Origin of the sequence: Microcystis sp. LSC13-02, from assembly GCA_002282935.1 — a bacterium.
Classification (GTDB): Bacteria; Cyanobacteriota; Cyanobacteriia; order Cyanobacteriales; family Microcystaceae; genus Microcystis.
On record MTBT01000215.1, the window covers coordinates 1 to 12,932 of the forward strand.

The following is a 12,932-nucleotide window of genomic DNA, read 5'->3' on the forward strand; positions in this document are numbered from 1 at the left end:
CTATCTGCGTCAACCCCGTTGACGCGACCACCCTAAAAAAGTGGCGTGGTGAGGAATCGCCGTCCGTTTTACGGCGGCGAGGATGTCAAATCATCTTACCGCCCTCGGTTATCCCGGACTGACCGAGGGGGATGGCTGGGTGAAGGGAATTTTATTGACTTTTAACGCAGATTATGATATTGGGCTTTTGGATGGTTTGGAAGATTATCAACCTGGCAGATATCCAGAAGAAAACGAGTATCAGCGTCGCAGAATTCCTATTTATAATCTAGAGCGAGAATTGATCGGCGAAGCTTGGGGATATATGATGACACCAGCAAAAATAGCTTTTCATGGCGGTATTTGGCTGCCTTCCGGTTGGTGGACCAGTAGCGATCGAGAATAGGGATGAGGAGGCCGATTCTGTTAAGATATACAAATTAAAAGCTTAATCGTGAAAAAATTATGTATCTAATCCTAGAAGTGGCCAGTGGCAAATTCCCCGTTTATTTTGTAGCAGTTTATGTGGTCGGTTTTCTCGCTGCTGTCACCATCGGTTCGATCGCTTGGTACAATTCTAAACGCCCGGTCGGTTGGGAAGATGCCCAAAGACCCGATATTATCCCCGAAGTGAAGACAGAGGTGGATTCTGATTCTCAATCCTAGAAAAAGGCAGTGATCAGTTATTTTAGCCGTCAGCTTTTTCTCCCTTCTCAACAGTTATAAGGTTGGTTAGGATTGACCATTGCCTTGGCACAAGGGACTAAAGACCTTGTTAGTCGGTGATTTCAGGCATTTGGCTCCCTATTTGCTGCCTAAACGTTTACACACTTATGAGAAACGCTATCAATCAACCAAGTTCGATCGCAAATCGCTATCATAGAATATTGGGTCTTTAATTTTCGCCCTCTCCTCCCTTTATGAAACTGCCTGTCGTCGCTATTATCGCTATTATATTTAGGGTTTGCTGAAAAAATCTAAAAACCTTGTTGGGTAAGACTTTTAGACTTTTTGTCAATCAACAAGTACCAGGCATGGGAGTGATCAGGGGGAAAATTGAGGTACTTTTTCCCTGAAAATTAGGTAATTGGCCACCTCAAAACCGGTAAAACCCAAAAACTTTTTCAGCATACCCTATTTAGTTGACAAGAGGCTCCGAATACGATAGTATTCAACTATGAAACAACAAATTATCGACTTATTTTCTGGTGCGGGCGGATTGACCACGGGATTTCATTTAGCTGGGTTTGAATCTATCTGTGCAATTGATGTAAATGCGAAAGCATTAGCAACCTATCAACATAATTATCCTAAAACACGCACTTTTCAGGAAGACATCCGCAAAGTTAATCCATCAGAACTGCGCTTATACTTAGGTTTACAAAGAGAAGAACTAACTGCCATGATTGGGGGGCCACCCTGTCAAGGATTTTCACGAAATATCCCGGCTGGGTATCGCTATCTTAATGATTCTCGCAATCATTTATATAAGTCTTTCTTAGAATTTGTTCAAGAGTTTCGTCCTCTTCATGTAGTCATGGAAAATGTTCCTGAAATTTTGAAAGCTTATGGCGGTATCATCAGAGATGAAATTGTAGCACAGTTAGAATCTTGGGGTTATCAAGTAGTTACTACCTCCCTAAACGCCGCTTATTATGGAGTGCCACAAACTCGCTCAAGAGCCTTTTTTTTAGCTAGTCTAGAGCGTTTACCCTCCCTTCCCCAAGCAACTCATTCTGGTGATATCAGAAGTGATTATAAAGCTGTAAAATCTTGGAGACAGCTTACTTTACTAGAACCAAATATTGCCCCAGTTACTACTGTTAAAGATGCCATTAGTGATTTACCTACTTTAGAAGCAGGACAAGCTTATGATCACGAAATTTATACTAGGGAACCCGAGACCATATATCAACAGAAGATGCGTGAGCAAAGTCAAAAAATTGTTAATCATATTGCCCGTGCTTTAACACCAATTCAAATGTCAAGAGTGCAAATTTTGGCGGAAGGACAAGATGCGAGAGATTTACCTGCTGAATTAGCACCGAAAAAACACTATAGCGGGGCCTATGGTCGACTTTCTTGGGATAAACCAGCAAGAACAATTACAAGGTGGTTTTTTCATCCCGGTTCTGGCAGATTTTTTCATCCGACCCAGAATCGGACAATCACAATTCGTGAAGCAGCAAGATTACATTCTTATCCCGATCATTTTCACTTTTTAGGGACTTATACTGATATGGCCTCTCAAATTGGAGAATCTGTGCCACCACTGTTAGGCAAAGTGGTAGCAGACTCTATGGGACAAAATCTTGAGTATTAGTTTGGGTTTGTAGCGCTGCAAAAATTGTCTCCACATATCGGTCTATTGTCAGACGAGTTCTCTCAATTCTCAGACGAATAGCGGCAGCGGGGATTGTTCTGCTTCTAAACAACTGTTTCTGATTTTTGTACCAAACTAACTGAGTTTTGCCAGCGATGCTTCCCTGTAAACCTGCCCCTACTCCCCCAGTTTTTTTATCTATTGCCCATGCCCAAGAAAAAACATTAGGATCAAGAGGATTAAGGGGGTATTCACAGTAAACATATTCATTGCCCTCTCGGTTTTTTAGCAATATTCCCTCATAGCTGTTGATGACATTTTGAGCAGTTTGACTGGAGCGAATCTTCTCGTTCCAGTGTTGAATAATAGCGGTTCCCAGTTGTGCGGGGGAAGATTGCAGATTCAAAGAGGGAACCCCAAGTTGAATGGCTTTTTTGATAATATCTGCTCGTTGAATTACGAACAAAAAGGTATTATCTGTAGTTAAACTATTCAGTTGTAGAGATTTTAGCGACCAACCACGGGCAGTTTTACTGTCCACTGCATCGTAGAGTAGTTTGCTTCTGCCTAGGGCAGGATCCGATAAAGAAATATTCTTGACATAATGAAAAATTGCTTCCCAGCTATAATCCTCGATCGAGCCAATCAATGGTGAGGCAATTGCGGCTAGAATGGCCTGCTTTAGTCTTTTAGTCTCGTCGTTCGTTAACACTTAAGGATTCCTCTACGGAATACAAAAATTCACTCATCCTCAGACCTAAAGCATTAGTAATATGACTAAGCACTCTCACTGATGGACTTTTTAATCCTCGCTCTAGTTGACTGATGTAAGTTCTATGCAGACCTGTTATTTCCGCCAAATACTCTTGCGACCACCCTTTTTCTTGGCGACAACGCTGTAGCTCTCGTCCTAAAATTTGCTCTAGTTGACCAGATTGCATAGGCAGAATTCTAGTCTTTTATACACCAAAGTTCTACAGACTAAAGTATTCAATGTCTCAGTGCCGAACAGAAACGCTGTCAATCAACCAAGTTCGATCGCAAATCGCTATGATAGAATATTGGGTCTTTAATTTTCGCCCTCTCCTCCCTTTATGAAACTGCCTGTCGTCGCTATTATCGGTCGTCCCAATGTGGGCAAATCCACCCTCGTCAATCGTATCGCTGGAGATCAACAGGCGATCGTTTTCGATCAACCCGGGATTACCAGAGATCGCACCTATCAACCAGCTTTCTGGTGCGATCGAGATTTTCAAATTGTCGATACAGGGGGGCTAGTTTTTAACGATGACAGCGAATTTCTCCCTTTAATCCGCGAACAGGCTTTAATCGCCCTAGCAGAGGCAAGTGTGGCGATTTTTGTCGTCGATGGGCAAGGGGGAATTACCGCCGGCGATCGAGAAATTGCCGCTTGGTTACGACAGCAAAATGTACCGATACTTTTGGCCGTCAATAAATGTGAATCGGTGGAACAGGGTATCCTGCAAGCGACGGAATTCTGGGAATTAGCCATCGGTGAACCCTTCCCCATCTCGGCCATTCACGGCTCTGGTACAGGAGAACTACTCGATGCGGTGATTAAATATTTGCCACCCGCGGCGGAAATTCCCGAAAATGAAGAAATTAAAGTGGCAATTATCGGTCGTCCTAACGTGGGTAAATCCAGTCTCCTCAATGCTTTAACCGGACAACAACGGGCGATCGTTAGTCCGATTTCGGGAACCACCAGAGACTCGATCGATACTTTAATTGAACGAGAAGGACAGGTTTATCGGTTAATTGACACCGCTGGCATTCGCCGTAAGAAGAATGTGGACTATGGAGCCGAATTTTTCAGTATTAACCGTGCTTTTAAGGCAATTCGCCGGTCTGATGTGGTACTATTCGTCATCGATGTGCTAGATGGTGTCACCGAACAGGATTTAAAATTGGCAGGACGAATCATTGAAGAAGGGCGCGCGGTGGTGCTAGTAGTCAATAAATGGGATGCGGTGGAGAAAGACACCTACACTATCAATACTTATACCAAAATGCTCCAAGATCGGCTGTATTTTATGGATTGGGCAGAAATGATCTTTGTCAGTGCCATGACGGGGCAAAGAGTCACCAAAATCCTCGAATTAGTCGATATTGCCGCCGAATCTCACCGTCGTCGCGTCAGTACCTCGGTAATCAACGATGTGATCGAAGATGCGGTGAAGTGGCACAATCCCCCCACCACCAGGGGTGGAAAACAGGGGAAACTATACTATGGCACGCAAGTATCGAGTCACCCCCCCACGATCGCCCTTTTTGTTAACGATCCCCAGCGCTTTAATGATAACTATCGCCGTTACATCGAAGGGCAATTCCGGCAACAGTTAGGCTTTAAAGGAACCCCGATCCGCTTAATCTGGCGCGGCAAACCGGCGCGAGAAGTGGAAAAAACGGTTAATAGAGCCACCAAGGTCTAATTTATGGATTTATTGCGAAGTTTGCCCATCGGTCTTTATCTCGATCAACCGATTACCCGACTACATCAACTAGATGCCAGGGTAAAATTTATCTGGTTAATGACTTTTTTAGCAGCACCTTTATTAGCTAATGCTTGGTGGCGTTTAGCTTTGGTGGGATTGTTAATGTTGTTAACCCTGCTGGCACCTATTCCCCCCCGCGTCTGGCGGCAACAGATGGGCTGGCTGATATTTTTAGCGATTATCGTCTTTCTGATTACCGCTATCACTCCCGATGGTTTAGGGGTGAGTATTCAGCCGCGTTTACCCGATGAAGGGCTGAATTTACCGCCAGCAAGTGATTATCAGTATGTTTTATGGGATAGAGGTCGTTTATTTGTTACCCGACGTTCTTTGGAATTAGCAGTGAGAATTAGTACCTTAGTTTTTACTTTAATTTATAGCACTAATCTCTTTTTGTTGACGACAGCCCCGGAAGAAATTACCGAAGGTTTAGAGAATTTAATGAGTCCTTTACGGCGATTTCATGTGCCGGTGACGGAAATTTCTCTGACTCTGACCCTGTCTTTGCGCTTTATTCCTCTGGTTTTAGAAGAAGTCCAAAATCTAGCTAGGGCAGTGCGAACTAGGGCGATCGATTGGCAAAAATTAGGGATTAAAAGAAGTTTAAACGTCTGGTTAACAGTAGTGGAAAAATTACTAGATAATTTGCTTTTGCGCGCCGAACAAATAGCGATCGCTATGGAGGTTCGCGGTTTTACCAGTCCCAATCAGCATCAAGTGCGCTGGCACCAATTACAGTTAAGATGGGCTGATTTTATCGCTTTATTTTTGTTAATTCCCTTTTGGGCAGCCCGATTAGTTTGGGGTGGTTTATAGCAGTTATCAGTTATCAGTTAATAGACCGGGTATCGCTCCCGAATATCAAGGAAAAATTTTTGAGCGAGATCAAACCGAAAATACAGACATAGGTCTATCAATTGTCAAAAAAATTCTTGATAATCAAGGAGAGAGTATTTGGATAGAATCCCGCTCAGGTGAAGGGGCAAGTTTTTATTTTACTTGGCATAAAAATTCTCCTAGTTAGCTTATAATTAATCGTGCAAAATTGAATACTAAATCCTGTGGAAAAGGTATAGCAGAGTAGGGAGAAGCGATTTTTGCTCCCCTTGTCCCTTCCGTCGGCAAACCCCGGCGTTTTTTCTATCTTAACAAAACTCAACTTTGAGAAAATTGTCGGAAAAGAGATATTAGCTCAGAAAGCGATTATACTCAATGATCGAAGACTATTGGCTGGCGATCGATGAACCAAGACAACGAGATTAGTCATTTACTAGACCTCATGCCTGCTTCGGGACGGATGATGACGCGCATTGTCAGCAAACCCGAAAGCACCAAGGTAATCGAAACTAATTTTCCCCTACCTTGGCAAAGAGGGGTCAGACCAATTCAAATTAATTTTGACCTCTGGCGGCAATTATCAAGACCCCAACGGGATCTAGTCTTGTTACGGGCCGTCTCTGTTTTAACGGCAGTAAAATGGTTTAAACCCGATCTCGATCGAGTAATTGCTCTAGCTGGTATGATCGGTTTAACCGTGGAAACCCTGCAAACCGATGCCGTCGGTATGGCAGTAGCGGGGGGTTTAACTGCCTTGGCAATTAACCGGATTTGGCGAGAAAAACGCAGCCCCCAACGGGAATTAGAGGCAGATGAAGCGGCCCTAAAAGTGGCCGTTAGACGCGGTTACACGGAAACCGAGGCCGCTAAGGGTTTATTATCGGCTATTGAGACTATAGCTGAAATTGAGGGGCGATCGAGTCTCAATTTTAACGAGTTATTGCGCTGTCAAAATCTGAAAAAATTAGCCAATCTCTCCTTTGTTGGTGTTCCCGATCAGGTGAGACAATCTTAAAGTCAGTTGTTTTGGCTATCAGCTTTCTTTTTACCGATCGCTGATTACTGACTACTGATTACTTAAATCCCTAACCTTAAAATAACTACTATAAAAATATTTTTCCCCTTGCTCAATGGCTGCAATTGACTCTTTAGAAAAAGCCTTAAAATATCACTTTGGCTACGATCAATTTCGACCGAATCAACGCCAAATAATTGAGGCTGCTTTAAATAATCAGGATTTATTAGTAATTATGCCTACCGGAGGCGGTAAATCTCTCTGTTTTCAGCTACCTGCTTTAATCAAAAAAGGGGTGACGGTGGTGGTTTCTCCCCTAATTGCTTTAATGCAGGATCAAGTAACTGCCTTAGCTGATAATGGCATCGGGGCAACATTTCTCAATAGCACTTTAAACGCTAAACAAGTCAGAGAAAGAGAATCTTTAATCCTACAAGGAAAAATTAAACTGTTATATGTGGCTCCAGAAAGATTATTATCGCCTAGTTTTTTAGATTTTTTAGCTGTTATTGATAATTACCTCGGTTTAGCCTGTTTAGCGGTAGATGAGGCACACTGTGTCTCCGATTGGGGTCATGATTTTCGCCCTGAATATCGACAAATTAAACAAGTTCGTCAACGCTTTCCCTCCGTGCCAATTCTGGCTTTAACTGCCACCGCTACCCAACAGGTTAGAGAAGATATTATCCAACAATTAGGATTGCGAGATACTTCCATTCATATTGCTAGTTTTAATCGTCCTAATCTTTATTATGAAGTTCAACCTAAAACCAGTAAATCTTATCAGCAATTGTATCAATATATTAAAGGACAAAAAGGAGCAGGAATAGTTTACTGTATCAGCCGCAAAACCGTCGATAAAGTTGCAGAACAGTTACAAAAAGATGGTATTAATGCCCTACCCTATCACGCGGGTATGGAGGATCGGGAAAGAAGTAAAAATCAAACCCGTTTTATTCGGGATGATGTGCAGATTATGGTGGCGACAATTGCCTTCGGTATGGGGATTAATAAACCCGATGTGCGCTTTGTCATTCATTACGATTTACCCCGCAATTTAGAGGGATATTATCAAGAATCTGGCCGTGCGGGTAGGGACGGAGAACCAGCTAAATGTACCCTCTTTTTTAGCTTTGCAGATGCCAGAAAAATTGAGTATTTTATTAACCAAAAAACCGAGCAAAATCAACAACAGAAAGCTCGTCAACAATTGCGACAGGTGTTAGATTATGCTGAAGGGACTGAATGTAGAAGATCGAGCGTACTAGGTTACTTTGGAGAAAGTTTTGCGGGTAACTGTGGTAACTGTGATAACTGTCGGAATGGTACAAATAAGCAGGATTGGACGATCGAAGCACAAAAATTTTTATCCTGTGTGGCGCGGACGGGACAGAAATTCGGTATGATGCACATAATCAACGTACTAAGGGGAGGAAAAGGTGAAAGAATCATCCAATATCAACATCATTTATTATCTACTTATGGCATCGGTAAAGATAAAACTGTGCAGGAGTGGAAACGTTTAAGTCGTTCCCTTGTCCAGCAAAATCTATTAGTAGAAACTGAAGACGATTTTAGAATCTTGAAACTTAATCAACACAGTTGGGAAGTGATGCGGAAACAACGTTCCGTGTTTATTGCCGTCCCCCAAAAAGCTAACGGTCAAATCTTGGGAGACGACAATCCCAATACGCTGGAAAGTGATTTATTATTCGATCGCTTGCGGCAACTGCGGAAAAAAATTGCCGATAGTCAAGGGGTTCCTCCCTACGTTATTTTCCATGATTCTAGTCTGCGTTTGATGGCCCAATCAAAACCCCGGAGTTTAGGGGAGTTTCGTCAAATTTCTGGAGTAGTACACAGTAAAGTACAACAGTATGGGGATATATTTATAGCGGCAATTAATGATTTTTGTCAGGATAGTCTTCCCTCTACTCAATTGCTCACTCTCCAATACTATCAAGATGGGTTGACTGTGGAAGAAATCGCTCGCAAAAGAAGCTTAAAAGTCTCAACCATCTATGAACATTTAGCTAAATTGCTGGAAGCGGGTTACGAAATTGATATTAATCAGTTAGTCTCTAAAAATAAACAGGAATATATTCGTTTAGTGATCAAAAAAGTGGGCGATCGATCCCTGAAAACTCTCAAAGAAAATCTGGGAGATAATTATAGTTATGAGGAAATTAAATTAGTTGTTGCTTGGCAAAGACGACCCCGGCAATAGGGGCAGAGGAACTCTTTTGATGCAACCCGCCACTTTAAAAGCTATGGGAGAGAAGGGGGAATTTCAGGCGTTGTCAGACACAAAGATGAATCAAGCAAAAGTGTACGGAACTGGAACATCCTTAAAAGCGTTCTCTTTTAACATAAACAACATCTAATACTAAATCCTGTTATTAAAAACTGATTATCTATTGCTCCTTTTGCCTATTGCCTTTTGCATGAGTGCCTCTCCTGATATGTAGCCTATACTCAACGGATTTAGTATAAGACAGTAATTCCCAGTAAACGTCATCGAGCATTGGGAAAAGAAAGTGGTCAAACTAATGCTATTGAAAGACTTAATAATACCTTTCGTCAACGGATTTATCGGTTGGTAAGCATCACTACAATGCCAAATCAGCAAAGGTTTGAGCTATCACCACCACAATAAAATCACTACCCTCTCGCAATTACAGTTACAATCAGTGGGTTAATCGGCTCAAAAATTGCTTTTTCTGGGGTTGAAACATTTTCAACCCCGATTTTTATCATCCAGGAAAAATAACTTCTAGGGGAGCGGGAATCATCTCGCTACGAAAGTCGAGAATCTGGACGAGAATTAAATAGGCAACGGCGATTAAAATCGAAATTGCTCCCGTGATAATGGCGATAATTTTAGCAGAATTCATATAATTAAACGATAATTTCCTGAGATTATTGATCTATTCCCGCAAAAGCTACCGAAATTTATTCTCATCTACGATTGCGAGCCTAAACAATTTAAACTGAATATATCTTACAGCACAATTATCCGAGGCGATCAAGAGGAGGAAAATCTTTACCGAATGAAGGTTAGTTACGGTTAAAGAGATTTTGCCATCAGTTCCACGAAAGAATAGGGTTTATCAGCTAGGAGAACATTCAGAATTTTGACTAATCCCGAACTGAGGTTCAGGTTGAAACCCAGTTTGACGAGAGATAGTTCTTGTGGCTCAAGACATAGACTAAAATCTATGGTCAAGCTTAAGATTATTTGTTAATTGAATCTATGCAACCAGCAAAACCCTTGCTATAATCGACAATATATGGTAATAGACCAATTCCATCCACTGCATCGGCATCCTCAAAGTTGATCAACCTCGCTTTGTTTTAAGGTAGGCTAAGGCCTGCCTTACTTTTTATCGGTGATCAGTAACCAGTAAGCAGAAAATTGCCATTTAATACCGAATCAGCGATCAGACTGTCCACGGAAAACTCAAATCTGATCACTGGTGACTGATAACTGATCTGATCCCCTAGCGTGATAAGCTGAGTATTGGCTAATTTTACAAAAAATTAAGACTTTCCCCTTGTGGGAGTTATCAGCTAAAACCCAGAGTAGACATAAACAATGGTAGCGACAACAGAAACTAACGTTGGTAAAATCGTCCAGATCATCGGTCCTGTCATCGATGCCGAATTTCCCAGTGGCAACCTGCCCCGTATTTATAATGCCTTAACCGTAAAAGGAACCAACTCCGCCGGTCAAAATTTATCCGTTACTTGTGAAGTACAACAGTTACTCGGTGACAACCAAGTGCGCGCCGTTGCTATGAGTACCACCGATGGTTTAGTGCGCGGTATGGATATCGTCGATACTGGCGCAGCGATTAGCGTTCCCGTGGGTAAATGCACCCTCGGTCGGATTTTTAACGTTCTTGGTGAACCCGTGGACGAAAAAGGACCGGTTAACGTTACCGAAACCTCTCCTATTCACCGTCCCGCTCCCAAATTAGTTGACCTTGAAGTAACACCGACGGTTTTTGAAACCGGTATCAAGGTAATTGACCTGCTCACCCCCTACCGTCAAGGGGGCAAAATCGGCCTCTTTGGGGGTGCTGGTGTGGGCAAAACCGTCATTATGATGGAATTAATCAACAATATCGCCATTCAACACGGTGGTGTCTCGGTTTTTGGCGGTGTGGGTGAAAGAACCCGCGAAGGAAACGACCTCTACAACGAGATGATCGAATCGAAGGTAATCAACGCTGATAACCCCGAAGAATCGAAAATCGCCCTCGTTTACGGTCAGATGAACGAACCCCCCGGAGCGAGAATGCGCGTCGGTCTCTCCGCTTTGACCATGGCCGAATACTTCCGCGATGTCAACAAGCAAGACGTACTCTTATTTATTGATAATATCTTCCGTTTCGTGCAAGCTGGTTCGGAAGTATCGGCGCTCCTCGGTCGGATGCCTTCTGCGGTAGGATACCAACCCACCCTCGGCACTGACGTAGGCGACCTGCAAGAGCGGATTACCTCCACCAAAGAAGGATCGATCACTTCCATCCAAGCAGTCTATGTACCCGCGGATGACTTGACTGACCCCGCTCCCGCTACTACCTTCGCTCACTTGGACGGAACAACTGTACTATCCCGTGGTCTGGCTTCCAAAGGTATCTATCCGGCAGTAGATCCCCTCGGTTCCACCAGCACCATGCTACAGGCCGATATCGTCGGTGATGAACACTACGGCACCGCTCGCGCCGTCCAATCTACCCTGCAACGCTATAAGGAGTTACAGGACATCATCGCTATTCTCGGTTTAGACGAATTGTCGGAAGAAGATCGTCTCATCGTTGACCGCGCTCGCAAAATTGAGCGTTTCCTCTCGCAACCTTTCTTCGTGGCCGAAGTGTTCACCGGTTCCCCGGGTAAATACGTTACTCTCGCTGATACGATCAAAGGCTTCCAGATGATCCTCAAAGGTGAACTCGATAGCTTACCCGAACAAGCGTTCTATATGGTCGGCAATATCGATGAAGCGATCGCTAAAGGCGAAAAACTCAAAAAAGGCTAATTAAAAGTCAGTAGTAACCGCGTTTAGCGGTTACTTAACCCAGAAATCTGCCAAAATTATCGTTATTATCACCCATGAGCATTACAGTACGGGTTATTACACCCGATCGCATTGTCTGGGATAACGTGGCCGAAGAAGTAATCCTACCCAGTTCCACGGGACAATTAGGTATTCTTAGCGGTCACGCTCCTTTATTAACTGCCCTGAATATTGGCGTAATGCGAATTCGACCGGGGAAAGACTGGGAAAATATCGCGGTTTTGGGCGGTTTTGCCGAAGTCGAAAATAATGAGATCAAAGTCCTCGTTAATGGGGCGGAATTAGGCTCAAAAATCGATAAAGAAAAAGCTCGCGCCGAATACGAACAGGCCCAAACCCGTCTCGATGAAGTCAGTAAAGGGGATGACCGTCGCAAAACTATCCAAGCGCAACAATCATGGCGCAAAGCTCGCGCTAGATACCAGGCCGCTGGCGGTTTAGTCTCGGTTTAAACCAAACCAAATCAAATTAAAGCAAAATCGGGCGGGTTTATATAAACCTACCCGATTCTTTTTCAGTTATCAAATTTGAGGTTTCAGTGAATACTGTTATTGAGAAGTCGCTGTTCTCCTCCTGATCGGTAATCACTGAAAACGTTTCCTGTTTTCCGTTGCCTAAAACTGGAGATTTTGTCGCTCCCCATTAAGATAACTGCTATAAATTAATTACTACCACTAAAAACAACTTCGGGGAATTTTAACTGTGCATCGGCCATGGGGATTTGTCGGCCTTGATTGCGTAACTCTTGCCAAAAATTAATTACTTCTGTGGCTTTGTTGAGAACATCAACGCGATCGGACTCATCAATCCAGTGTTTTGCTTCTAACTCCTCTTGCAGTTGCTGCCAAGCATCATTGCGCGGCCAGAAAAAATAAGCGGTCAGGGGGCTAGTTCCTTTGCCGACCACCTGATCTACAGCGATCGCTACGCTCTGATCTAACCACAATACTTTTAAAATAAACTTTGATTCGGAACTGACTGTCATTGTTAATCGTTAATCGTACAATTCTCCATTATATCATCTTTTGAGTCAATTTTACGAAGTCAGTTTTTAACCATTTTTTCCGATTTTTTCGCCAATAACCGCTTTGACATCCTCACCGCCGTAAACGGACGGTGATTCCCAAACCTCACGATTTAGGTTTCTGCTTCTTTCCCTTGCGGGGTTTCGCACCGGCC

Annotated in this window: 13 protein-coding genes and 2 pseudogenes; 11 read left to right on the forward strand and 4 right to left on the reverse strand. The window is 43.2% G+C overall.

Going from position 1 to position 12,932, the window contains the following annotated elements:
* Positions 1–91: 91 nt before the first annotated feature.
* From BGL89_RS13300 to BGL89_RS13310, 3 genes and pseudogenes are all read left to right on the forward strand, one after another.
* Positions 92–385 (forward strand): annotated as a pseudogene (locus BGL89_RS13300) (gamma-glutamylcyclotransferase family protein); the annotation flags it as partial.
* Between the two features lie 59 nt (positions 386–444).
* Positions 445–645 carry a photosystem II assembly protein Psb35 gene (gene psb35 / locus BGL89_RS13305; protein ID WP_286826108.1) on the forward strand — a complete coding sequence of 67 codons (201 nt, stop codon included), beginning with the start codon at positions 445–447 and terminating at the stop codon, positions 643–645.
* Between the two features lie 511 nt (positions 646–1,156).
* Positions 1,157–2,302 (forward strand): DNA cytosine methyltransferase, encoded by a 1,146-nt coding sequence (locus BGL89_RS13310; RefSeq protein WP_286826109.1) that lies wholly within the window; start codon positions 1,157–1,159, stop codon positions 2,300–2,302.
* Here the strand turns inward: BGL89_RS13310 and BGL89_RS13315 are convergent.
* Together BGL89_RS13315 and BGL89_RS13320 are read right to left on the reverse strand one after the other, a co-directional pair.
* The gene (locus BGL89_RS13315; RefSeq protein ID WP_286826110.1) at positions 2,277–3,014 is read right to left on the reverse strand and encodes a hypothetical protein; all 738 of its coding nucleotides are present in this window, start codon (positions 3,012–3,014) and stop codon (positions 2,277–2,279) included. The two genes, BGL89_RS13310 and BGL89_RS13315, sit on opposite strands and share 26 nt — an antisense overlap.
* Entirely contained in the window at positions 2,992–3,243 is a 252-nt protein-coding gene (locus tag BGL89_RS13320) for a helix-turn-helix domain-containing protein (protein ID WP_286826111.1), read from the reverse strand. The genes BGL89_RS13315 and BGL89_RS13320 overlap by 23 nt, the downstream gene beginning before the upstream one ends.
* Before the next feature lie 153 nt (positions 3,244–3,396).
* Between BGL89_RS13320 and der the strand changes: the two genes are divergently transcribed.
* The 6 genes and pseudogenes from der to BGL89_RS13350 all read left to right on the forward strand — a co-directional run.
* On the forward strand, positions 3,397–4,755 hold the full coding sequence (gene der, locus BGL89_RS13325) for a ribosome biogenesis GTPase Der (RefSeq protein ID WP_286826112.1): 1,359 nt from the start codon (positions 3,397–3,399) through the stop codon (positions 4,753–4,755).
* A gap of 3 nt (positions 4,756–4,758) precedes the next feature.
* Entirely contained in the window at positions 4,759–5,634 is an 876-nt protein-coding gene (locus BGL89_RS13330) for an energy-coupling factor transporter transmembrane component T family protein (RefSeq protein WP_286826113.1), read from the forward strand.
* Positions 5,624–5,842, forward strand: coding sequence for an ATP-binding protein (locus BGL89_RS13335; RefSeq protein ID WP_286826114.1), 219 nt, complete (start codon positions 5,624–5,626; stop codon positions 5,840–5,842). Before BGL89_RS13330 ends, BGL89_RS13335 begins: the two co-directional genes overlap by 11 nt.
* A gap of 216 nt (positions 5,843–6,058) precedes the next feature.
* Complete coding sequence (locus BGL89_RS13340; RefSeq protein ID WP_286826115.1) at positions 6,059–6,670, forward strand: DUF3318 domain-containing protein; 612 nt, start codon at positions 6,059–6,061, stop codon at positions 6,668–6,670.
* Between the two features lie 115 nt (positions 6,671–6,785).
* A complete protein-coding gene (gene recQ, locus BGL89_RS13345) occupies positions 6,786–8,897 on the forward strand; it encodes a DNA helicase RecQ (RefSeq protein WP_286826116.1) in 2,112 nt (703 codons plus the stop codon).
* A 261-nt stretch (positions 8,898–9,158) separates the two neighbouring features.
* A pseudogene (locus BGL89_RS13350) lies at positions 9,159–9,281 on the forward strand (IS1 family transposase); the annotation flags it as partial.
* 142 nt (positions 9,282–9,423) lie between these two features.
* On the opposite strand, the gene BGL89_RS13355 reads toward BGL89_RS13350, so the two are convergent.
* The gene (locus tag BGL89_RS13355) at positions 9,424–9,564 is read right to left on the reverse strand and encodes a hypothetical protein (protein WP_002760440.1); all 141 of its coding nucleotides are present in this window, start codon (positions 9,562–9,564) and stop codon (positions 9,424–9,426) included.
* A gap of 701 nt (positions 9,565–10,265) precedes the next feature.
* On the opposite strand from BGL89_RS13355, the gene atpD reads away from it, so the two are divergent.
* Both atpD and atpC read left to right on the forward strand, forming a co-directional pair.
* Positions 10,266–11,714: a F0F1 ATP synthase subunit beta gene (gene atpD, locus BGL89_RS13360; protein WP_286826117.1), complete on the forward strand. Its 1,449-nt coding sequence runs from the start codon at positions 10,266–10,268 to the stop codon at positions 11,712–11,714.
* A 74-nt stretch (positions 11,715–11,788) separates the two neighbouring features.
* Entirely contained in the window at positions 11,789–12,205 is a 417-nt protein-coding gene (gene atpC / locus BGL89_RS13365; protein WP_002760449.1) for an ATP synthase F1 subunit epsilon, read from the forward strand.
* 209 nt (positions 12,206–12,414) lie between these two features.
* Here atpC and BGL89_RS13370 read toward each other — a convergent pair whose 3' ends face one another.
* Positions 12,415–12,738 (reverse strand): 30S ribosomal protein PSRP-3, encoded by a 324-nt coding sequence (locus tag BGL89_RS13370; RefSeq protein ID WP_286826118.1) that lies wholly within the window; start codon positions 12,736–12,738, stop codon positions 12,415–12,417.
* Positions 12,739–12,932: the final 194 nt, after the last annotated feature.

Bases quoted from the DNA above. Each gene is read 5' to 3' on its own strand.
- BGL89_RS13355 (WP_002760440.1), bottom strand. From the start codon at position 9,564: ATGAATTCTGCTAAAATTATCGCCATTATCACGGGAGCAATTTCGATT.
- recQ (WP_286826116.1), top strand. From the start codon at position 6,786: ATGGCTGCAATTGACTCTTTAGAAAAAGCCTTAAAATATCACTTTGGC.
- psb35 (WP_286826108.1), top strand. From the start codon at position 445: ATGTATCTAATCCTAGAAGTGGCCAGTGGCAAATTCCCCGTTTATTTT.
- BGL89_RS13330 (WP_286826113.1), top strand. From the start codon at position 4,759: ATGGATTTATTGCGAAGTTTGCCCATCGGTCTTTATCTCGATCAACCG.
- BGL89_RS13320 (WP_286826111.1), bottom strand. From the start codon at position 3,243: ATGCAATCTGGTCAACTAGAGCAAATTTTAGGACGAGAGCTACAGCGT.
- atpC (WP_002760449.1), top strand. From the start codon at position 11,789: ATGAGCATTACAGTACGGGTTATTACACCCGATCGCATTGTCTGGGAT.
- atpD (WP_286826117.1), top strand. From the start codon at position 10,266: ATGGTAGCGACAACAGAAACTAACGTTGGTAAAATCGTCCAGATCATC.
- BGL89_RS13370 (WP_286826118.1), bottom strand. From the start codon at position 12,738: ATGACAGTCAGTTCCGAATCAAAGTTTATTTTAAAAGTATTGTGGTTA.
- der (WP_286826112.1), top strand. From the start codon at position 3,397: ATGAAACTGCCTGTCGTCGCTATTATCGGTCGTCCCAATGTGGGCAAA.
- BGL89_RS13340 (WP_286826115.1), top strand. From the start codon at position 6,059: ATGAACCAAGACAACGAGATTAGTCATTTACTAGACCTCATGCCTGCT.
- BGL89_RS13310 (WP_286826109.1), top strand. From the start codon at position 1,157: ATGAAACAACAAATTATCGACTTATTTTCTGGTGCGGGCGGATTGACC.